Below are 21,521 nucleotides of genomic sequence, written 5' to 3' on the forward strand. Positions count from 1 at the left end.
AGGAATGGAAGCCGGCCCCATCACTCGATGTGGTTCATGGTTTGGCGGACGGGGGTTGTGGGGGCTTTCTGCTCGTGGCCCATCCTTCGAGACGCGCCCTGCAGGCGCTCCTCAGGATGACGTTGTGCTTGTTCTTGGTTTCACAGAAATATCAACATGAACAACGTCATCCTGAGGAGGCCGCGCGAGCGGCCGTCTCGAAGGATGGGCGGCCTGCTCGCGGCAAAACCGGAAAGACCAAGTCCCCCGATCACTCTGCCCCCCATCACTCTGGCGCCGGTTTTTTCCGTTTCGCCTTCGGCATGGCCCACTTGCGGTGGATCCACATCCACTGTTCGGGATGTTCGCGGATCCAGCCTTCGAAGACCGAATGGATGCGCGCCGTGCCTTCGACGATGTCGGCCTGGCGCTCGCCGTCGCGCGGAATGTCCAGCACGCGGGCCTCGAAATGGAACCGCGCGCCGTCCTTGCGGATCGTGCGGCAGATGATCAGCGGCACCTGGTAGGTGCGCGCGACCATCACCGGAAACGGATTGGCCGTCGCCGGATGGCCGAAGAACGGCACCGTCACGCCGCGAATGTCGCGCAGGTCCGCCAGAAAGGCGATGGCCCCGCCGCCGCGCACATGCTGGATCAGCCGGCGGGCGGTGCTGTGGCTCTTGGCGAACAGGCCACCGGGAAAGTAGCGCTGACGCAGCCGCGTGACATAGGCGTCCGCATAGGGGTTCTTCAGCGCCTGATAGACGCCGGCCGTCTCCAGCCCGACATAGCGCGCGGGCTCGGCGACGATCTCCCAGTTGCCGGTGTGCAGCGACACGACGACGGCCGCGCCGCCATGCTCGGCGATGAAGCTGCGCAGTTCCTCGACGTCGAAGGTGTAACGCCCGGGTTCGGCGTGAAGGCGGTCCAACTGAAAGGTCTCCGCCGCGATCCGGCCGAGATTTTCCCACATGGCGCGCACCAGCCTCTCGCGCTCCTCCGGCGCCATGTCCGGAAAGGCCAGCGCGACGTGTTCCAGCGCATGGGCGTGCCGCTTCGTGTGCGGCGCGATGAGCCGCCAGGCCCGGCCCATGACGCGCGAGGCCACGTCCACCGGCATCAGCCGGATAAGCCCGGCAACGAGCCGCAGCAGGGCATATTCGCCGCCATAGCGCAGCTTCATCGGGAGGGAGAGTTGGTGAGGGGTCATGTCGTCTTTCGTGCGGCCCGTTCTGACGCGGGCCTGTCGTCCAATTGACCCTGGGTAAGTAACCCGTTAGGCAATTCTGGATACCCCGAGCCGACCGGCAGACGCAACCGGAACGGCGATCGCGCCCACCCCAGCCGTTCCTTTTCGCCGAACCCACCGGATTTTTCCCACCCATGCAGGAAGTCATATCCCTCGCCCTGCCGTTCTTCGGACTGATCTTTCTGGGATACGTCTCGGGCAAGATTCGCTCCATCCCGGCCGCCGGGCTGGAATGGATGAACTTCTTCATCCTCTATCTGGCGCTGCCGGCGCTGTTCTTCCAGCTTCTGGCCAAGACGCCGATCCAGGAACTGGCCAATCTCGGCTTCGTCGCCACCACCACATTCTCCACCTATTGCGCCTTCGCGCTGGCGTTCTGTTTCGGCATCCTCAAGACCGGCCGCATCGGCGAGGCGACCATCCAGGGCATGGCCGGCGGCTATTCCAACATCGGATATATGGGCCCCGGCATCACGCTGGCCACGCTCGGCGCGCAGGCCGCCGTGCCGACCGCGCTGATCTTCTGCTTCGACAACATCCTGCTGTTCACCCTGCTGCCGCTGCTGATGGCGCTGGGCGGCACGGAAAAGGTGGGGTTTCGCAAGGCGGCGCTGGGCGTTGCCCGCCAGATCGTCACGCATCCCTTCATCGTGGCCACCGCGCTCGGCGTTGCGGCCGCAGCCATCGGCTTCAAGCCGCCGGCAGCCCTCGACACGCTGCTGACGTTCCTTCGCTCCGCCGCCGCCCCGTGCGCGCTTTTCGCGCTCGGCGTGACGGTGGCGATCCGGCCGCTCGGGCGCATTCCCGGTGAATTGCCGGTGCTCCTGTTCATCAAGCTCATCGCGCACCCGCTGCTGGTTCTGCTGCTTTTGAACTGGATCGGCGGCATCAGCCCCTTGTGGAAGTCGACCGCGGTGCTGATGGCCTGCCTGCCGCCGGCGGCCAACGTCTTCGTCATGGCGACCGCCTACCAGACCTACGTCCAGCGCGCCTCGGCCATCGTGCTGCTCGGCACGCTTGCTTCCGTCGTGACGGTGACCGGGTTTCTCTACGCGATCACCAACGGGTTGCTGCCGGGATTGTGAGCGGGCGGGCCGGGCTCGGCGACTGCCGCTGTTTCCTCTGTCATTGCCCGGCCCCGACCACGGCTGTTGGGTCAAGATGCCCCAAGTTCGGGATGTCATCCCCGCGCAGGCGGGGATCCAGAAACCACAGGATCCAGCAGTAGCGCACGGGCCGCAAACGTCTCTGGAATGCTGGATTCCAGCCTCCGCGGGAATGACAACCGAGAACGAGATCGGTCAGCGCACCCATGCTCTCCCCGCCAGGCGGCCTAGCGCCGGTACATCCACCAGATGATTGCCCCGGCGGGGATGGTCCAGGCGAGGCCGGCGACCAGATAATAGGCGATGCGGGTGAGCTCGGAGGCGCTGCCCATGGTCATGTCGCCGATGACAGCGGCAACGAAGGCGTAGACGACCACGAAGACGACCAGAACGATGGTGCCGAAAAGACGTTTGAGCGGCGGCATGGAGGGTCCCTTGCGTGGAGCGGCGTGACGATCTGCCGGAGGCGGTGCGCCGACCTGTTTAGCTTCCCCAGGGTGCGAAAGTCGAGGGCGGAATGGCTTGTCTGCCGGCGCGGTTCGGGCTAGGTCGAATGGCTCGGGGGATGCGCCTTGGGGGAGAGGAAAACACAGCCCATGAATGCCGACACCACGTTGACGGGACGCCTCGAGACATCGCCGACGACGCGCGATCGCAAGTGGATACGCCTGTGGCTCTACGCCATCGTCTTGCTGGTCTTTGGCATGGTGATGCTGGGCGGGGCCACCAGGCTCACCGATTCCGGCCTCTCCATCACCGAGTGGAAACCGATCCACGGCACCATTCCGCCGCTCAGCCAGTCCGACTGGGACGAGGAATTCGCCAAGTACAAGCTTTCGCCGGAATACGAGCGCGTGAACAAGGGCATGAGCCTCGACGCATTCAAGCGCATCTTCTGGTGGGAATGGGCGCACCGCTTCCTCGGCCGCTTCGTCGGCTTCGCCTTTTTCGTGCCGCTGGTGTTCTTCTGGGCGACGCGACGCATCGAGCCGTGGCTCAAGCCCCGTCTCGTCACGCTCTTCGCCATGGGCGGCTTTCAGGGCGCGATCGGCTGGTGGATGGTCGCCTCCGGCCTCGTCGACCGGGTCGATGTCAGCCAGTACAGGCTGGCGGTGCATCTGACGGTCGCCTGCGGAATTCTTTCCTATGCGCTCTGGCTCGCCCAGCGGTTGTCGCCGCGAAACGACGAAATTTCGGCCGGCGCCCCACCCGCCGCGCGCCGCCGCGCCTTCCTGCTGGTCGGGCTGGGTCTGTTGCAGATCTTTCTCGGCGGTCTCGTCGCCGGCCTGCATGCGGGGCTGACCTACAACACCTGGCCGCTGATGGACGGCGATCTGGTGCCCTCCGGCCTGCTGATGATGAAGCCCGCCTGGGTGAATTTCTTCGAAAACATCACCACGGTGCAGTTCCAGCATCGTTGCGGCGCTTACCTGCTGCTGGCGGTGGCGCTGTGGCACTGGTGGTCGCTGCGTGCAAGCGGAGCGTCGCGGCGGCTGAAATGGGGCGCTGGCCATGCCGTGGGCGCGATCCTCATCCAGGCGGCCCTCGGCATCACAACGCTGTTGCTGGTGGTCCCCTTCGGGCTGGCGCTCGCCCACCAGGCGCTCGGCGTGCTCGTGCTGATGACGCTGGTCGTCCATGCCTCGCGCTTTTATCCAGCCCAGCCGATCGCGAGCGCCTGAAGCCGGGCTGAAACGGCGGGCCGCGTAAATTAACCTAGCGGCCTCCGCCATCGTTAAGGCCTTGTTTATCCCGGCATCCGTAGAACTGGCGATACATTCAAACGCCGGTTTGGGAGGCCTGCACCGTGACGAAGGCAAGAACAACAACAAATTCCGCGACGCTGGACATCGAGACCCGACTGGCCTTCGCTTCCTTCTCGCCGGAAGACCGCCGCATCCTCGCCGACCTGTGGCCGAAGCTCGCGGCGAAGATGCCGGGCGTTCTCGATCGCTTCTACGTGCATCTGGGCCGCTTCCCGCAAACCCGCGCGATGGTCGCCGACAATACAGCCGGCCTGAAGAAGGCGCAGATGGGTCACTGGAAGCTGCTGTTCAACGAGCCCTTCGGCGCGGCGCATCTCGACAGCATCATGCGGATCGGCTCTGCCCATTACGGCGTCGGCATCGAGCCGCGCTGGTACATAGCCGGCTATCAGCACATCATGGGGGAGCTGATGGCGCTGGCCGGCGGCGCCGGTTTCCTGCGCGCCAACCGCGCGCTTGCCGCAAACCGCGCAATCATGCGGGCGATCATGCTCGACCTCGACCTGTCGCTCGCCGTCTATGAGGAGAAGAACGCCGAGGCCCGCCAGCGGCGCATGCGCCACCGCGAGGAGGCGATCGGGGTGCTGGAAGAGGCGACGGAAACATCGCTTTCGCGCATTGCCGACGTCATGCGCGCCATGCGCGAGATGGCCGGCACGCTCGGCCATGTGGCCAACGAGACCAAGACCATGGCCGACGGGGTGGGCGGGGCGCTGGAGCGCGCAAGTGCGGGCGTCTCGGCGAGCGCGGAGGCCTCAGACGATCTGAAATCCGCCGTCGCCGCGATCCGCGACCAGTCGGACAAGGCCACTCGTCTGGCCGGCGAAAGCCACGAGCGGGCGACGGCGACCCGTGCCACGGTCCACGAGCTTGCGGACGCCGCCGACCGGATCGGCTCAGTACTCTCGCTGATCAACGACATCGCCGCGCAGACGAGCCTTCTGGCGCTGAACGCGACCATCGAGGCGGCACGTGCGGGCGAAGCCGGGCGCGGCTTTGCGGTGGTGGCCGCAGAGGTGAAGAAGCTCGCCGAACAGACCTCCAGCGCCACCGACGAGATCGCCAGCCAGATCGACGCGATCCAGAAGGCGACGACGCGCACGGTCGACGAGATCGAGGGCATCGTGTCCTCCACGACCGAAATCACCGGCATATCGGGAGAGATCGGCGCCTCGATCGCCGGCAACATGTCCGCGATCGGCGACATTTCCCTCAGCATGCAGACGACGGCCACCGCCGCCAGCGGCGTTTCCGCCAACATCGACGAATTGCGCAATGTGGCGGGCGAAACGCTGGCGGCAAGCGAGGGCGTCGGCTGCTCGGTCGACACGGTCGGCTGCGAGGTCGAAGCCCTGCGCAAGGAGATCGGCGTCTTCTTCGACCGCATCCGCGCCGCGTAAGGGCGAGAGGCGCTCCGCCCCGCCTGCCCTCAAGCCCCTCGCCTTTCGATGCATTTGTGCTGTGCACAAAAAGCGCTATACCAGTCGGCAAAATCCGGGGACCGAGGGAGGAATGACCCGCATGAAGACACCGCGCGCCTTCTACCAGCCGCTTGCCATCGGGGCGCCCGCGCCCTATCGCGAATTGCCCGTGAGGCTGGAACGGATGATCCATTTCGTGCCGCCGCACGTGGAGAAGATGCGGGCCAAGGTGCCAGACCTCATTTCCAAGGTCGACGTGGTGCTCGGCAATCTGGAAGACGCCATTCCCGCCGACGCCAAGACCGCGGCGCGCGCGGGCTTCATCGAGATGGCGAAGGCGAACGACTTCGGCGCCACCGGCCTTTGGACCCGCGTCAACTGCCTCAACAGTCCGTGGTTTCTCGACGACATCATGCAGATCGTGCCGGCGGCCGGCGACAAGCTCGACGTCGTCATGCTGCCCAAGGTCGAAGGCCCCTGGGACATCCACTATCTCGATCAGCTGCTCGCCCAGCTCGAGGCGCGCAACGGCATTTCCAAGCCGATCCTCATCCACGCGATCCTGGAGACGGCGGAAGGCGTGAAGAACGTGGAGGCGATCGCCACCGCCTCGCCGCGCATGCACGGCATGAGCCTCGGTCCGGCCGACCTCGCCGCCTCGCGCGGCATGAAGACCACCCGCGTCGGCGGCGGCCATCCCGATTACGCCGTCGTCGCCGATCCGCACGGCGATGCGCCACGCACCGCCTTCCAGCAGGATCTCTGGCACTACACGGTCGCCAAGATGGTCGATGCCTGCATGGCGGCCGGCATCCGCGCCTTCTACGGACCGTTCGGCGACTTTTCCGACGCTGCCGCCTGCGAGGCGCAGTTCCGCAACGCGTTTCTGATGGGCTGCGTCGGCGCCTGGTCGCTGCACCCTTCCCAGATCGATATCGCCAAGCGGGTTTTCTCGCCCGATCCGGACGAGGTGGCGTTCGCGAAAAAGATCCTCGACGCCATGCCCGACGGCACCGGCGCGGTGATGATCGACGGCAAGATGCAGGACGATGCGACCTGGAAACAGGCGAAGGTGATCGTGGACCTCGCCCGCCGCGTCGCCGACAAGGACCGCGACATGGCGGAACGCTACGGTTTGTGAGGTGCGGGGTCGGCGACCTTGCGGCGAGTGTCACTTGACACTCAAGGGCAAGCATGCGTTGTAAGGCGCCCAATGAAGAGCACAAACATTCCAGACCAGCCGGCCGCCTCCAGCGAGGCCGCCGGCGGGCGTTTCACCACGCGTGGAGACTTCGATTTGATTGAGAGGATCCGATCGGCCAAATACAGGATCGGCCAGGTCGTCCGCCACCGGGTCTACCCGTTTCGTGGCGTGATCTTCGACGTCGACCCCACCTTCGACAACACCGACGACTGGTACGAGGCGATCCCGGAGGACATCCGGCCGCGCAAGGACCAGCCGTTCTATCATCTGCTGGCCGAGAACGAGGAGAGCGAATACATCGCCTATGTCTCGGAGCAGAACCTCGTCTCCGACGACACCGGCGAACCGGTCCGCCACCCGCAGGTGGACGAGCTCTTCGACGTGATGGAAGACGGCAGCTACCACGCCCGCGGCGTGGAGATTCACTAGAGGGTTTCCCGGCCGGGCCGAAAGGTCCGGCGGACGGTTGCGCCGTGGCCCATCCTTCGAGACGGCGTCTGCGCCGCCTCCTCAGGATGACGTTGTGTGCGTTGACGGTTCCGTGGCGCCATCAACCCGATAACGTCATCCTGAAAGTCTGACCCGAAAATGGTAACCGGTTATGTGTCTCTATTTCTCCCCCCGTCATCCCGGCCTCCGAGCCGGGATCCATGCCGTGAAACATCCACGCGGGAAGAATCTGAAATGAGGGGAGAATTCGCCAGTACACCGTGCCGAAACATCACGGCATGGATTGCCGGTCGGAGCCGGCAATGACGGGGATAGTGCAGGCGCACGTAACCCGATACCATTTACGGGCCGGGCTCTCAGGATGACGTTCCGGTAGTGTTATTTCAGAGAAAACAACAACAAACACAACGTCATCCTGAGGAGGCGCGTCAGCGCCGTCTCGAAGGATGGGCGGCTTGCGCTGAACCACGACACCACGAGGAGCCGCGCCGTCCCTTGCACGCCCCTCCAGCGTCATCCCGGACGCGATGCGGTGCGAAGTACCTCTTCGCAGATCCGGAATCTCCCCTAGGTGTCTGATGACGCCCGAGAGACTTTCACGGATCGAAGGTTCCTGTTGCCGGCAACAAAGCCCCCGCCCCGTCACTCCTGCGGCGGCAGCGCCTCCTTCTTTTCGCGGAAGATGAAGTAGATGTTGCGGAAATAGATCACCAGCCCCAGCGCCTGCCCGGCGATGAAGACCGGGTCCTTCCGGATCAGCGAATAGACCAGCAGCAGGATCCCGCCGGCCACCGAGAAGAACCAGAACGCCACCGGCACGATCGACTTGCCGACGCGTTCGGACGCGATCCACTGCACCACGAAGCGCATCATGAACATGGCTTGCGCGACGAAGCCCAGCAGCACCCACACGTCGAACTGCAGAACGAAGACCTGATGCGCCCATTGCGCCAGGCCGTCGAGCCAACTCTCACTTGTCATTTTGGGCACCATCTTGGGCAATCTCGGAAACGATGGGGATCGACTTGCGGCGCCGGCGCAGCCACCACACGCCGAACAGGTCCAGAATGCCGATCAGCGCGCGATCGAAGACGCCGTATTTCGAGGCGCCGTGCTGCCGTTCGCGGTCGACCACATCGACATGGACGACGCCGTAGCCCTCGCGCATCACCAGCGCCGGCAGGAAACGGTGCCAGCTGTCGAAATAGGGAAGCCTCAGGAACACCACGCGGCGCACCGCCTTCAGTCCGCAACCGGAATCGCGCGTGTTGTCCTTCAGGATCGCGCCGCGCAGCCTGTTGGCGAACTTCGAGGCGAAACGCTTGAACGCGGTCGCCTTGCGCCCCACGCGCTGGCCGGCGGCAAGCGCCACGGCGGGCCCGGCCGCCTCCAGCGCATCGACAAGCGCCGGTATGTAGGCCGGATCGTTCTGGCCGTCGCCGTCGATGGTCACGACGATGTCGCCGCGCGCATGCAGCAGTCCGGTGCGTACCGCGCAGCTCTGGCCGCAGGCCGACGCATGGCGAACCGGGCGCAACCATGGCGAGGTCGCGCGCATTGTCGCCAGCATCCGGTCGGTGCCATCCGATGAACCATCGTCGATGGCGATCACCTCGAAGGTGCGTTTCCCGTCGAGGGCGGCGCGGATTTCCTCGATCAGGCCCGGCAGGTTGCCGATCTCGTCCTTGGCCGGAATGACGACCGAAACCTGAGGAGCTCCGGTATCGCCCACCACCGAAAGGTCACCAGACGGTGCGGGCATCTCGTTATCGGTCATCGGAATGTGTCTCGTTGTCTTTCGGCCGGGAGGGAGCAAGCCGCGCCTCCTTGCGGGCACCGGCGCGAACGGCGGCACGGCCGAGGGTTGAAAGCGCCCGGCCAAGGCTGCGGCCGCTGGCGATCGGGCGTATTCCCTTGCCCGGCACGATGGCGAAACCGAGACGCCGGACAGCCATGTAGCGCGCCGTCCACAGCACCACGGAAATGCCGAGCAGCGTCCCGGCGATCACGTCGGAAGGGTAATGCGCACCGACCATGATGCGCGAGAAGATCAGCCAGAAACCGCACACCGCGATCAGCCAGAGCCAGCTGGGAAAGATCAGGCACAGCGAGGCGGCGAGCGCGGCCACCGAGGTCGCGTGGCCGGAGGGAAAGCTCGTGTAGGAGATGTTGAAGGCGAGAAAGTCGAAGCCGAGCGGCCCCACGGTCTCAAACAGCTTCGGCCGCGGCCGGCCGAGGCACCATTTCAGCACCAGCGCGATCACACCGCTTGCCGCCACCGTGAAGAAGATGAAGGCGCAATAGGTCCACACCAGCGTCATCGCCTTGCGCGTGCGCCAGGAGACGTGGCGCCAGTCGATCGTCATCGTTCCGAGAAGGAACAGACCTGTCGTCCACAGGATCCAGTGCGACTTGCCGATATCGGTGATGGCGCGGAAGAAGGCGGTGTATTCGCGCGGCATCGCGTGGATCCAGGGATAGGAGGCCCGGTCGAGCGCGATCACGGCGATGCCGACGGTGAGCAGGAGGATGGCGAGCAGATCCTGCGGCCGGTGGCCCGGCGGCAGCGGATCGGACGTGCGACGCGCCCGCCCGTTGCGCCGGCCAAGATTTGCCTTCAGCAGGCACGCGTTCGCACGCAAGCGCCGACCGGCAGCGCGAAGCCGCCCGCGCCAGCCCGTCTCCGTCTCGTCGTGCTCCTGGCAGATGCCGCTGTCCGGTTTCGTCTCGCTCACGTTCGTCTCGCTCAAGGGCCCGTCCGCTTGTAAACGGCGATGTCGAGCTTGCGTCCGCCGTTGATGTTCACCCCCTCTACCCGAGACGACAGGGCCAGCGCCACCCCTTCCGCCTTCGCCTTGTCGAGGAAATCGCCTTCATACCGGCTTTCCACCGCCACGACGCGGCAATCGGGCATCATCGTGGCGGGCTGGGCGATCCATGTCGCAGCCGCATCCGGGTTTCCTAGCTTCGTATCGGTTGCGGTCAGGAAGATGAAGCTCGGTTCGTTGAAGCCGACGGAGAAGATATCCGCCTTCGCGCAACCGGAAGCCTGATCGGCGGCCTCCGCCAGCCGCGGGCTCACCCAGATCGGGCTCAACGCCGGCATGACGAAGCCCCAGACGCCGGCATAGAGCAGAAGTGTGGTCAGCACCGCGCGCGGCACGGCGTTCACCGCCGCCCCCCTCAGCACGGCGCGCGCGCCATAAAGCCCGACGATGGCGGCCAGCACGCACAGAACGACGCCCGGAGGCGACGGGCTCACGCCGAGATAGATCGGCCCCGCAGCCGAGCCGACCGCCAGAACGAGCGGCACCAGCGCCAGCAGAACCGCCATGATCCAGGCAAGCCACCTGCGCGGCGCGGCCTCCGCCGTCGCCACCAGCCCGAAGGCGGTGAGGATCGCAAGACCCGGCAGCAGCGGCATGGTGTAGTGCGGCAGCTTGGTGGCGACCAGCTCGAAGACGATCCAGCTCGGCACCACCCAGGCGACGCAGAACTGGACGGTCGCGGCGCGCCGGTTGCGGATGGCCGGCGCGATCGCCGCCAGCAGGAAGGCCGGCAGCGGCCAGAACGTGCCGAACATGGCGGCCAGATGTGTGAGCGGCGGCGCGCCGTGGCTCTCCTGCCCCTGGCCGAGCTTGCCGATCAGGTCGCGCCCCAGCGCCTCCTGGAAGAAGGCGCCCTTGGTGGCGATGCCGATGGAGACGAACCACGGCGCGACGAGCACGACGAGAATGCCGAGGCCCATCAGCGGACGCAGGGAGCGCAGCCAGCGCACGCGTCGCGTGATCGCGACAAGCGCGAGGATCGTCAGCCCCACGATCATCGGCGCGACGGGGCCCTTGATGAGCACGCCGAGGCCGAGCGCGATCCAGAAGGTCAGCACCAGCGACAAGGGCTGTCGCGCTTTCCCCGAAAGCCAGATGCGGGCGAGCGCCCCCTGGCTGGCGACGATGGTGGCGAGCAGCATCGCGTCGGTCTTGGCAAGGCGCGCCTCGACGCCGACGACGACCGCGACCGCCACGAACAGGGCGGCGAGAAAGGCCTGCGGCGGCCCGGTAAAGGCGCGCGCGGTCCAGAAGGTCAGGAGCACGGCGAGAATGGCGCCAATGATCGAGGGCAGCCGGTAGACCCAGATCGGGGCATCAGCGCCATAACCGGTCGCCTTGGCAGCCGCCGCCTGCAACCAGTAGATGCCGACGGGCTTCTTGTAGCGGGCCTCCTGCTGGAAGCGGATGTCGGAATAGTTGCCGGTCTCCAGCATCTGCTTCGAGGCCTGGGCAAAGCGTGGCTCGTCGCGGTCGAGCGGCGGCACGGTCCAGAAGCCCGGCAGGAAGGCGGCGAGCGTCACGACGATCAGCAGCACCTCAGCGATGCCGGAATGGCCGAAGATGCGCAGCCAACGCGGCGGCGTGGCCACGGGCGGCGGCGCGCCGTGCGTTCCGTCCTCGTCGTTCGCGGGCTGCGGCGAAGGCTCCGGTTGCGCCGCCTCGGCCGCAGACGCCTGTTCGGGCGACGGCCCAGATGCCTGTTCGGGCGCCTGTTCGGGCAAAGACCCGGGCGAGGCTTCGGGCGCGCCCTGCGGCCCGGCCCCCAACTCCGGCGCCTGTTCGCCTTCCGGCACGGGTGCGGAAGCTTGCGCCGGGTCGGCGGGTGTCTTCTGCGTGTCTTCGCTGGCCATGTCCCCGCTTTTGCGGGGCTCCTCGGGATCGCTCACAATCCGGCTCCGGATGATTGGTCGCCCGCCACGGGCGGGGGAACGCGCCTCTCCTACAGGATGACGCGGCAAAGGTCGATTCCGAGCTTGGCCCGGCGCCGTTTCATCGCATCGTCATCGCCGCCGTCTAAGCGGGTGCCCGAAGCTGTCGAATGGTGCAGACTGGCGCGAACGGAAACCTCTCCCGGCTCGCCCGCCTCCCCGGCGGCCACATCCCACATCGCCCCGCCCCCGACAAGCACAGAGACCGAGATGACCCTTATCGCCCAGATCACCGACCTGCACCTGAAACCGCGCGGCCTCGCCTGCTACCGGGTGAGCGAGACCAACATGCTCGCGGAACGCGCAGTGGAGGCCCTTTGCGCCCTAGATCCCGCGCCCGATGCGGTGGTGGTGACCGGCGACATCGCCGACCAGGGTGATCCGCGCGAATATGTGGTGGCGCGCGAAATCCTGTCGCGGCTTCCCATGCCGGTTTATCTGCTTTCAGGCAACCATGACCATTCAGCGCAGCTGAAGGAAGCCTTTCCCGGCTATCCGGGGCTCGACCAGGGTCCGGCCGATCGCCTGCGCTATGCGGTGACCATCGGCGACGTGCGCCTCGTCGCTCTTGATAGTTCGGTTCCCGGCGCCGGTCACGGCGAACTGGGGCCTGAGCAACTCGCCTGGCTCGACGAGACGCTTGCCGCCAAGCCCGACATCGCGACGATCGTCGCCGTGCATCATCCGCCGGTCCTCACCGGCATCCACCACATGGACGCGATCAACCTGCGCGACGGCGCGGCCGTTGCCGATATCGTGGCCAAGCATGCCCATGTGGAGAGAATCATCTGCGGCCACGACCATCGCGGCATCGTGGCGACCTGCGGCGGCAAGGTCGTCACCATTGCGCCGGGCGTCGCGCATCAGGTGGTTCTGGCGCTGAAAGATGACGCGCCGGCCCAGTTCAATTTCGAACCGCCCGCCTATTACCTCCACCACTGGAGCGCGGAGGCGGGACTGGTAACGCACACGGCCTATGTGGAAAAGGCCGACGGCCCGTACCCGTTCTGGGCCGGCGAAGGCGTCGCCTGGCCCGGGTACTGAGCGCTCGGCAGCGCTTCAAACGCGCGGACTTACGCGGCCACCGTAGCCGCCGGCGTCGCCCTGGACTTTCCCGGCGTTTCCGCGTCATCGCGCTTGCCGATGCGGGAGCGCTGGGCCTCGCGAATCATCAGCACGGTGCGGCGCGCATCTTCCTGGCGTGTGCGGCTGAAGGCTTCGGTCAGCGTGCTGACCTCGCTCTCGTTGCGCCCCACGCGCTTGCAGATCAACCGGCTGAAGGCGCAGAAACCCTGCGTGCCCATGCTGGTGGCGCGGCACAGCATCACCACCGCCGAAACGTCGGAATGAAGGAGCGAGCGCTTCAGCGTGGCCTCCTCCAGCCGCAAGAGCATCGCCAGCAGCCAGATGCAGTCGCCGAGCCTGTCCTCCATCGCGAGTTCGCTCATGACCGAATCAAGTGTCCGGCGTCCTTCGCGCACCGCGTCGTAGAGCGCGTCGCGCTCCAGCTGGCGATGGGCATTCTCCTTCATGCCTTCCTCGATCATCAGCGAGGCACGGCGCGCCGCCTCCTCGAAGCGGCCCGCTTCCACCAGTGTGGCGAAAGCGCCGAGGCGCGTGCGCAATTCGTCGGTCAGCGAGGTCTGCAGGTTCCGGGCAAAACCGTCCTCGTCGCGACCACGTTCGGCAAGGCTCCGTTGAACCTCCGGATCCTGTCCGCCGCGATTGAGCAGATGGCCGAGCCCGGCCATGGAAAACCGCGCGCCGCGGTTCGCGGCGACCTTGCGCAGCACGTCGGGACCGCCGACCTCGGTCAGCACATCGGTGACCGCTTCTGCCAACGCGGGGCGCCCTGCGATCGCGGAGCGATGGGTCTCGCCACACGTGCGGGCGATCTGGACGAGGTCGTCGTCATAGAGCAGCGGCGACATCTGCAGGATCGGGGTTGCGACAACGGCGTCATCGTTCGCCAGCGTCAGCACCAGTTCGCGGTCGACATGTTCGGAGCGGGCGATCTGATCGGCGATGTCGGCGCGGATCTCGTCGGCCACCTGATCGAGAATCCGGGCGACGACGTCCCCGAACAGCCGCTTCTCGATGTCGCCGGGAATGTGGGTTTCCTGGAAAAAGATGTCCGAAATCGCCTTGACCAGCGCCGTTCTGCCCTTGGCGCTGCGGTCGCGCGCCAGCTCCACCAGTTTCGACACCGGCATGTTCTTGCCCCTTATTTTACCGCTATTGTCCCGAATTCACCCTAAATATTAGCATGTTGCAGCGGACGGCGCCGCTGCGACCGTCCGCTATGCTTTCCCACCGGTAAACAGCGCAGCGCATTCGCGCGCCATTGCAGTTTGGCAAGTGCCGCCTTTGCGGCGGCGGCGACACGAGATTGGCGGTTATCGTCGTATGCGCTTGATATGCGCTTGCCGGCGCGCGCTTTTCTCGTGTATCCAACCCTCGCGGATACCACCGCTCGGGGCATGGCGCAGTCTGGTAGCGCACCTGGTTTGGGACCAGGGGGTCGCAGGTTCAAATCCTGCTGCCCCGACCAATCTTTTTCGATGGTTGCCAGATCCATTGAGCTAATATGGCGGCACGCTCGCCTCTCTGTCCGATGGGTACGAGGGCAGGCGCGGATCTGGTGAAGAACGAGAATTCGGAGACGGTCATGGTCGCACGCATCTATCGTCCCGCCAAAACGGCGATGCAGTCGGGCAAGGCGAAGACGAAACGCTGGGCACTCGACTACGAGCCGGAAAGCCCGCGCGAGATCGAGCCCCTGATGGGCTACACCTCGTCGGTCGACATGAACGGCCAGATCCGCCTGTTCTTCGACACGCGCGAGGAAGCGGTGGCCTATGCCAAGGCGCGCGGCATCCCCTACCGGGTGTCGGAGACGCACGAGCGCAAGATCCGTCCCATGGCCTACGCCGACAACTTCCGCTCCGATCGCCTCACGCCCTGGACGCACTGAGCTCCCGCAAGGATCAGGCAAAAAAGATCTGGAAAGGCCCGTTCGCGGCCTCTCGGGAAGCGGCGCGGCGCGAGACTTTCCTGCGCGCATGTGGCACCGTACTCGCAACGCGCGTCACCGCACGCCGCCAAGCCGGCCCCGTAGCTCAGCTGGATAGAGCAACGGCCTTCTAAGCCGTCGGTCACAGGTTCGAATCCTGTCGGGGTCGCCACTTTTTCCGGACCGCACGACGCGCCGGTTCCCAAAGCGCCACGATAGCCGCGCACCTCGTCCGCCGTCCGGCGGGCCACTCCCCCATCGCCCCGGAAGATGTCCGCGAGTGCAGTCGCTGAAGCGGGACTTGTACCACCAGAGCGCTTTCCGATCGGATAGGCTCCATCTGATCGGGATATGCTCTAGCAGTGCGCCGCGAAAGTTCCGAAATTCATTTCAAATAAAAGAACCATTCCACACAATTCCAGCATCCATTCGCATCCCACTCGCATATTTACTTACGTATTATCCGCCGTGATGCGAACACTAATTATTATCTTCTTACCGCATTTATAAGTTATCATATCCATCAAGCAGAAACAGCTTTCGCTCGATGAAAATGGAACGGACGAAACGCCGCCTTTTCGGATCGATGAGTTACCGGATCATGTTTCTGGTCTGCTTCTGCGTCGTTGCCAGCACTGCCGCGATCGGGGTGGTGGCCTTCACGCAGATCCGCGACATCACCATGGGCAACGCGATCGCCAAGATCGCCGCGGAAACGCGGGACATGGCCCATCACTTCGACAAGGCCTATTCCACGATCGCAAGGGACCTTCGTACCGTCGCAGGCACCGCTGCCGTCAGCGGCATCATCAGAAGCACGCACAATGCGGGGACCGACCCCGCGGACGGCTCCACCACTTCCCTCTGGCGCGAGCGGCTCGCGGCAACCTTCCGTTCGGTTCTCGACAACAATCCCGAATATACCCGGCTCCGCTTCGTCGAACTCGGCGAAAAAACCCGCGAGATCCTCCGGGTGGAACGCTCCCAGCGCGGCACGGTGACCGCGCCCGACCGCTCTGTGCGCCCCGACGTCGCAGAGCGCTACATCCGCTTCGGCGCCTCCCTTCCCTCCAACGAGGTCGCATTCTCCGACATCTTACCAGAAGGCGCGTCCGGGGGTGACACGCGCAGCGGCATGCTCACCGTCCATGGCATGACACCGGTGGACGACGTCACCGGCCAGCGCTTCGGGCTCATCGTCATCGATGCCGATTACGAAGCCGTGCTGCGCGCGGTGATCGGCCCGCATTCGGACGAGAATTATGCGGTCGCGGTCAATGGCGAAGGCGGTTACGTCCAGCGCTCACCCGGCGAGCCGATCGACCGCGTGACCCTGCAACTGCGCTCCGATCCCTCCCGTCGCCCGCCGCCGCTCGTCTCCCGGATCCTCGGCCGCACCGATCGCGAGGGTGTGGTGGAGATCGGCGACACGATCGCCTATTTCGTGCGCGATTCGGGGCGGTTCGCGCAGCAGTCGGCGCAGATCGGCTTCGCAACACAATTGCCCACGGCCGACCTGTTCGCCGACGCCGTGGCCGTGCGCAACCGCGTGCTCGCCATATCGCTCGTCGCCGCGCTCGTGCTCGGGGTCATCGCCATCATCTTCGCGCGGCGCTTCATCCAGCCGCTGGGCGAGCTGACCGGAATGATATCGAGCCTGCCGGACCGCAAGCTCATCGCGGCTCTGCCGACCGATCGCGGGGACGAGATCGGCGATCTCGCCCGCTCGTTCCGCCAGCGCACACAGGCGCTCATCGACAGCGAGGCCCGGGCCAAGGTCATCGTCCACAACGTGGCCGACGGCCTGATCCTGCTCGACGAATTGGGAACGATAGAGGAATTCAATCCTAGCTGCGAACGCATCTTCGCCTACCGCGCCGAAGAGATCATCGGCCAGAACGTGACGCGTCTGCTGCCTCAGCCGATTTCGCACTACGAACGGCTGTTCCGCGATGTCTATCGCAAGCTCAAGACGCCCGGTCAGGCGGGGCAGGTGCGCGAGCTGGAGGTGATCGCAGCCGACGGTCGGCTTATCCCGGTGGAAATCGGCGTCTGCGCGCTCGTCGTCAACGGGCGGATGAAGTTCAGCGGCGTCATCCGCGACATTTCCGAAAGGCGCGAGGTGGAGCGCATCCGCTCCGAGTTCGTCGCCACCGTCAGCCACGAATTGCGCACGCCACTGACCTCGATCCGCGGCGCGCTGGCGCTGACGGAACAGTTCATGGCGAAGCCGGTGCCGGAAAAGATCGCCCGTATGCTCTCCATGGCGCAGAAGAATACGTCCCGGCTGATCCTGCTGGTCAATGACATTCTGGATTTCGAGAAGCTGCAGGCCTCGAAGATGCAGTTCCGCATGGGGCGTTGCGATCTCGCCGGCGAGATCGCCAAGGCGGTGGAGCTGAACGCCGGCCTGGCCCAGGAGCGAAAGGTCTCGCTGAAGAGCGCCGTCGCCGACGAACCGCTCGCCTGCCAGATCGATCAGGACCGCTTTCAGCAGGTGATGGCGAACCTCATTTCCAACGCAGTGAAGTTCTCGCCCGAGAACGACCGCGTGGAGGTCACCCTGGAACGCCAGGATGGCGCGGCCGTCATCTCCGTCGTCGACCATGGTCCCGGTATTCCGCAGGATTTCCGCGACAAGATCTTCATGCCCTTCAGCCAGGCCGACGCCAGCTCCTCGGCGCACCGCACGGGAACCGGCCTCGGGCTCATCATCACCAAGCGTCTGGTGGAGGGCATGGGCGGTGAGATCGGGTTCGTGAGCGAGCCCGGCGAGGGAACGACGTTTCGCGTCGCCTTTCCGCTCGCTCACAGACGAGACCACCGGTCCCCGCAGACCGGACCGCGCCCGGTCCCGACGTATTCGGGACTGCATCTGGAAGAAGACGCAGATTTCGCCGAAATCCTGCGGATCGCGCTCGAGGACGACATCGAACTGACAAACGAGACGACGGTGGAGGACGCCAGACAACGCCTGAGCGAGCGCACGTTCGATCTCGTCATCATCGACACCGATTTGCGCAGCGGAAACGCCGGCGATCTGTTCGACGCCCTCCCCGACCCCGCGGAGACGGCCATTGTCGTGCTGACCGCACTCGACGCGCCCGCCGAGGAGCTCCCCTTCATCGACCTGACGCTCGTGAAGTCGAAACAGCATATCGGCGATGTCGCCGCGCAGATCCGGGCGCTGGTGGCGCAAAAGCAAGGCCGGCGGCGGCGCACGGCGTCCTGATCGCCCTTGCCGGGACGGCGGCCCCATAAGGCCGCCGCTTGCCCCGTTTGATCTGCGGCCACAAGGCCGCCGCTTGGCCTTGCTGCGTTGACGCCGGTCAGAAGCGGATCGCGACGGTTGCCTGCGCGCCGTGCGACTGGCTGTCCTCGCCGACCGTTCCCTCGTAGGAGAGCGAGAAATCGGCACTGTCCGTCAGCTGCGCGCGGAATCCGGCGGAGAACACCGCCTCATCGCGGTCCAGCGCCGCGCCGGTGACCCGGAATGCGGCGCCGCCTGCGGCGTAGCGCATGGTCGTTTCCGCGTCCACGTCGCCGAACGTATGCTGCCAGGCCAGAGATCCCGTCAGCGCGAACGGGCCCTCGAAGAAGCCGGCGAGATCCTGCTCGAAGCGCACGCCGAGCGTGGAGACGCCCAGCGTCTGGTCGCTGGATGCAACCGACAGCGCCGCGGAGCCGCCGGTTTCGGTGAAGCCGTCGGTGTTCTGATAAACGATCGCCTGGTTCGCGAAAGGCTCCACCTTCGTATCGTTGAAGCGGAACAGATAACCGAGCTCGGCGAAGCCGTAGGCGGTGTGCGCGGCATAGTCGGCACTCAGATCCGAGGTGAGCGCGGCAACGGTGACCGTGCGGTCGGCGGAGACATCGTTGTAGGAATAGCTCGCGCCGAACCTGAGCCCCAGAGCGCCGAACTGGCGGCCGCCGTAAAGGCCGAGCTGGAAGGTGTCGGCGTCGTTCTCCGACACGATGCCGCGCGCCTGGGCGTGCGTGTGGCCATAGCCCGCGAACACACCGGCACGCCACGCATCGGCGATCTGCGTGTCGGCACCGAGGACCACGCCGGCGCTGACGCTCTGCAAACCGGTGACGCCGGTGCCGCCGTCGAGCTTCGACCAGGCGCCGTAGCCCTTTGCCCAGAGCACCGGCCCGCCGCTTGACGACACGTCCTTTTCGGTGCCGTCGCCGTGGGTGGCGACGGTGGACATTTCCATTGTCGCGACGCCGTTGAACGCGGAGCGCACACGGCTGGCGACGATGTCGCGCGAATAGCGCGTCGCCCCGATGATCGCCTGCGACGTCCCGGGATAGCTGTCGCCGGAAAGCTCCTGGTAGGTCCGGTCCGTGTCTCCGCCCGTCATCCACAGCGCGGCGTTGTAGAGTTCGTTGGTATCGCCGAGGCCGTCGAGGGCGTTGGCGGCGGCGCGGCCGTTGCGGTTGCCAGACGAGACCACGGAGCCGAGCGTCTTGTCGTTGCGCACGAGCTGCACCCGGATCTCGTCGGCGTCCTGATCGACGCTCGCATCGAGATAGACGAAATCGTCGGTCACGGACGAGAACGTGCCGGTGATGCCGTTCGTCGCCGTCAGCACCGTGTAGCTGGAGGCCAGCGAATAGCCGGCTTCCGGATCGCCGCTCAGCCCGGAAACATAAAGCGTCGCGCCGTCCTCGATGGTCACGCTGCCGCCCGTGCCCGTCGCGGTGACATCAAGCAGGTCCGACGTCCCGTCGCTGGCCGCCTGCACCGCAAGCGTCGATCCGGAGACGAACGTGACGTCGCCGCCCGAAACCGTCAGCGTGCCGATCCCGTTATCGCCCGGAGCGATCGTCGCGCCAGAGGCCAGCGACACGCTGGTGAGCGTGCCCGTACCGCCAAGCGTTCCTCCGTCGGCAACCGAAATCGCGGAGGTGAGGAACGTGTCGGTATCGACCAGCAGCGTGCCGCCGGAAACGGTGGTGTCGCCGGTATAGGCGCTGTAGTCGCCCGTCAGGCTGATCGTGCCGTTGTAGACGTAGATGTCGCCGGCCCCGGTGACGGCGCTGGCGAAGGTGTAGACGTCCGCATCGGAGATGTTGAAATCGATTTCGCCGTCGCCATCGCCGAAGGCGATCGTGGTGACGTCGAGCGTACCGGAAGCAGCCGCGCCTTCGTCGCTCGCCGTGGAATCATAGGCGCCGCCGATGATGAGCGTGCCGGTCGAGCCCGTCTCGCTGGCAATGACGACCTCTCCAGCGCTGATCGCGCCACCGCCGGACACCGTCACCGTACCGTTGGCGTGGTTACCGGCATAAAGCGTGCCGTCGACTGTCAGCGTCGAGCCGGAGCCGGTCACCGTCAGCGCGCCGGAGGCCGTCGTGTTGTAGGAGGTCGTGTCGTAATCGTCGTCGTAATAGATGCCAGCGCCGACCGACAGGTTGCCCGTGACGGTCGCCTCAGCGCCGTTCGACACCGTCATGTTGCCCGTGCCGGCCTCGCCGAGCATCACGTTGCCCATGGCGGCAAAGGACGAGCCGGAGCCGGTCACCGTGACCGTACCGTTGGTGCCGGCGGCGTGGCCGATGTAAGCGGTGGTCGACACCGTGGTGCTGGCACCGTTCTCGACGGTGTAATTGCCGACATTGGTGTAGCCAACGTAGAACGGGCCGTTGAAGGTCGCCGTCGTGCCGCTGTCGCTGAAGGTGGCGTTGCCGGTCGTGCCGAGACCCAGCACCAGATAATCAGAGACGGTGAGAGTCGAGCCGCCCGAGACGGTGACATTGCCGACGGAGTTGCTGCCCACGCCGACGATGAGCTGGCCGCCCACCGTCGTGGTGGAACCGCCCGTTATGTTGAGGTTGCCGGTGAGGTTGGCGCCGTTGCCGACGAAGACGTGGCCGGTCAGCGTCGCGGTCGAGCCGTTGGCGATGTTGACGGTACCGTCGCCACCGTAGCCGATGATGAGCTGGCCGGAGTTCAGGATATTGAGGTTGGCGTTGTCAACTGAGATCGTGCCATTCGAGCCGGCGCCCTGGCCCACCGAAACATGATAGTTGGTTTCGAAGGTGCCGCCGTCGGCAACGGTGAGGATGCCGGTGGCGCCGGCTTGCCAGCCGATGTTGGTCCAGGCGTTGGTGCCCTCGACCACCAGCTTGGACCCCGCCCCGGTCACGGTTATGGTGGAGGTGGAGCCCGCCGACCAGCCGATGGCGATAGCGGCGTAGTTCGAGATTGTGCTGGTCAGCGTGGCGCCACCCGAAATCACCAGCGATCGCGGTCCGTTGTCAGGCGCGTTGACCGAGTTGATGTCGGTGGCGATCGTCGCCGTCGACGTGGTGACCGCGTGGTTGCCGTCGATCACCAGGTCGCCACCGTTGAAGTTGCTGTCCCAGTTTTCGAAGACGTTGAACTCGTTGTTGAAGTCGCCGGTCCAATATGTTTCTGCCAGGGCGGGCGTCAACGCCAATACAGAAACAAGGGCGGTCGAGGCAAGCAGAAGCCTGGTGTCGGTCATGCGACAAACTCCGCGATTTTTTCGCCGGGCGCCGCTGCGTAAACGTCAGGTTCCCACTCGTGCCGGCCGGTAATTTT

General features: G+C 65.6%; 17 protein-coding genes and 2 tRNA genes. 10 read left to right on the forward strand and 9 right to left on the reverse strand.

Annotated elements, in window-relative coordinates:
* Positions 1-265: 265 nt before the first annotated feature.
* Positions 266-1,189 carry a lauroyl acyltransferase gene (locus V2L18_RS11925; RefSeq protein ID WP_336178482.1) on the reverse strand — a complete coding sequence of 308 codons (924 nt, stop codon included), beginning with the start codon at positions 1,187-1,189 and terminating at the stop codon, positions 266-268.
* A 173-nt stretch (positions 1,190-1,362) separates the two neighbouring features.
* On the opposite strand from V2L18_RS11925, the gene V2L18_RS11930 reads away from it, so the two are divergent.
* Complete coding sequence (locus V2L18_RS11930) at positions 1,363-2,313, forward strand: AEC family transporter (RefSeq protein ID WP_336178483.1); 951 nt, start codon at positions 1,363-1,365, stop codon at positions 2,311-2,313.
* 248 nt (positions 2,314-2,561) lie between these two features.
* Here the strand turns inward: V2L18_RS11930 and V2L18_RS11935 are convergent, their stop codons facing one another.
* Positions 2,562-2,759 carry a DUF2842 domain-containing protein gene (locus V2L18_RS11935; protein ID WP_336178484.1) on the reverse strand — a complete coding sequence of 66 codons (198 nt, stop codon included), beginning with the start codon at positions 2,757-2,759 and terminating at the stop codon, positions 2,562-2,564.
* 171 nt (positions 2,760-2,930) lie between these two features.
* Between V2L18_RS11935 and V2L18_RS11940 the strand changes: the two genes are divergently transcribed.
* The 4 genes from V2L18_RS11940 (at position 2,931) to hspQ (ending at position 7,154) form a co-directional block, all read left to right on the forward strand.
* A complete protein-coding gene (locus V2L18_RS11940; protein ID WP_336178485.1) occupies positions 2,931-4,016 on the forward strand; it encodes a COX15/CtaA family protein in 1,086 nt (361 codons plus the stop codon).
* Between the two features lie 125 nt (positions 4,017-4,141).
* Positions 4,142-5,500 (forward strand): globin-coupled sensor protein, encoded by a 1,359-nt coding sequence (locus tag V2L18_RS11945; protein WP_336178486.1) that lies wholly within the window; start codon positions 4,142-4,144, stop codon positions 5,498-5,500.
* Positions 5,501-5,621: 121 nt separating this feature from the next.
* Positions 5,622-6,662, forward strand: a complete 1,041-nt coding sequence (locus V2L18_RS11950) for a CoA ester lyase (protein ID WP_336178487.1) — start codon at positions 5,622-5,624, stop codon at positions 6,660-6,662.
* Between the two features lie 168 nt (positions 6,663-6,830).
* Positions 6,831-7,154 (forward strand): heat shock protein HspQ, encoded by a 324-nt coding sequence (gene hspQ / locus V2L18_RS11955; RefSeq protein ID WP_336178729.1) that lies wholly within the window; start codon positions 6,831-6,833, stop codon positions 7,152-7,154.
* 663 nt (positions 7,155-7,817) lie between these two features.
* On the opposite strand, the gene V2L18_RS11960 is transcribed toward hspQ, so the two are convergent.
* The 5 genes from V2L18_RS11960 to V2L18_RS11980 all read right to left on the reverse strand — a co-directional run bounded on the left by V2L18_RS11960 (position 7,818) and on the right by V2L18_RS11980 (position 12,113).
* Positions 7,818-8,156: a lipid-A-disaccharide synthase N-terminal domain-containing protein gene (locus V2L18_RS11960; RefSeq protein WP_336178488.1), complete on the reverse strand. Its 339-nt coding sequence runs from the start codon at positions 8,154-8,156 to the stop codon at positions 7,818-7,820.
* Entirely contained in the window at positions 8,146-8,937 is a 792-nt protein-coding gene (locus V2L18_RS11965; protein ID WP_336178730.1) for a glycosyltransferase family 2 protein, read from the reverse strand. The genes V2L18_RS11960 and V2L18_RS11965 overlap by 11 nt, the downstream gene beginning before the upstream one ends.
* A 4-nt stretch (positions 8,938-8,941) precedes the next feature.
* Positions 8,942-9,925, reverse strand: a complete 984-nt coding sequence (locus V2L18_RS11970; protein ID WP_336178489.1) for a phosphatase PAP2 family protein — start codon at positions 9,923-9,925, stop codon at positions 8,942-8,944.
* On the reverse strand, positions 9,922-11,856 hold the full coding sequence (locus tag V2L18_RS11975) for a glycosyltransferase family 39 protein (RefSeq protein WP_336178490.1): 1,935 nt from the start codon (positions 11,854-11,856) through the stop codon (positions 9,922-9,924). The genes V2L18_RS11970 and V2L18_RS11975 overlap by 4 nt, the downstream gene beginning before the upstream one ends.
* Positions 11,857-11,945: 89 nt before the next feature.
* Positions 11,946-12,113: a hypothetical protein gene (locus tag V2L18_RS11980; protein ID WP_336178491.1), complete on the reverse strand. Its 168-nt coding sequence runs from the start codon at positions 12,111-12,113 to the stop codon at positions 11,946-11,948.
* A 31-nt stretch (positions 12,114-12,144) separates the two neighbouring features.
* Here V2L18_RS11980 and V2L18_RS11985 point away from each other — a divergent pair, with 31 nt between their 5' ends.
* Positions 12,145-12,978, forward strand: a complete 834-nt coding sequence (locus V2L18_RS11985; protein ID WP_336178492.1) for a phosphodiesterase — start codon at positions 12,145-12,147, stop codon at positions 12,976-12,978.
* Between the two features lie 29 nt (positions 12,979-13,007).
* Here the strand turns inward: V2L18_RS11985 and V2L18_RS11990 are convergent, their stop codons facing one another.
* Positions 13,008-14,147: a DUF2336 domain-containing protein gene (locus V2L18_RS11990; protein ID WP_336178493.1), complete on the reverse strand. Its 1,140-nt coding sequence runs from the start codon at positions 14,145-14,147 to the stop codon at positions 13,008-13,010.
* A gap of 261 nt (positions 14,148-14,408) precedes the next feature.
* Here V2L18_RS11990 and V2L18_RS11995 point away from each other — a divergent pair.
* From V2L18_RS11995 to V2L18_RS12010, 4 genes are all read left to right on the forward strand, one after another.
* A tRNA-Pro gene (locus V2L18_RS11995) sits at positions 14,409-14,485 on the forward strand.
* A 117-nt stretch (positions 14,486-14,602) separates the two neighbouring features.
* Positions 14,603-14,908: an ETC complex I subunit gene (locus V2L18_RS12000; protein ID WP_336178494.1), complete on the forward strand. Its 306-nt coding sequence runs from the start codon at positions 14,603-14,605 to the stop codon at positions 14,906-14,908.
* A gap of 134 nt (positions 14,909-15,042) precedes the next feature.
* Positions 15,043-15,119, forward strand: a tRNA-Arg gene (locus V2L18_RS12005).
* A 429-nt stretch (positions 15,120-15,548) separates the two neighbouring features.
* The gene (locus V2L18_RS12010; RefSeq protein WP_336178495.1) at positions 15,549-18,179 is read left to right on the forward strand and encodes an ATP-binding protein; all 2,631 of its coding nucleotides are present in this window, start codon (positions 15,549-15,551) and stop codon (positions 18,177-18,179) included.
* A gap of 97 nt (positions 18,180-18,276) precedes the next feature.
* Here the strand turns inward: V2L18_RS12010 and V2L18_RS12015 are convergent, their stop codons facing one another.
* Positions 18,277-21,444, reverse strand: coding sequence for an autotransporter domain-containing protein (locus tag V2L18_RS12015; RefSeq protein WP_336178496.1), 3,168 nt, complete (start codon positions 21,442-21,444; stop codon positions 18,277-18,279).
* Positions 21,445-21,521 lie beyond the last annotated feature (77 nt).

Origin of the sequence: Breoghania sp. JC706, assembly GCF_037026715.1 — a bacterium.
Lineage (GTDB): Bacteria > Pseudomonadota > Alphaproteobacteria > Rhizobiales > Stappiaceae > Breoghania.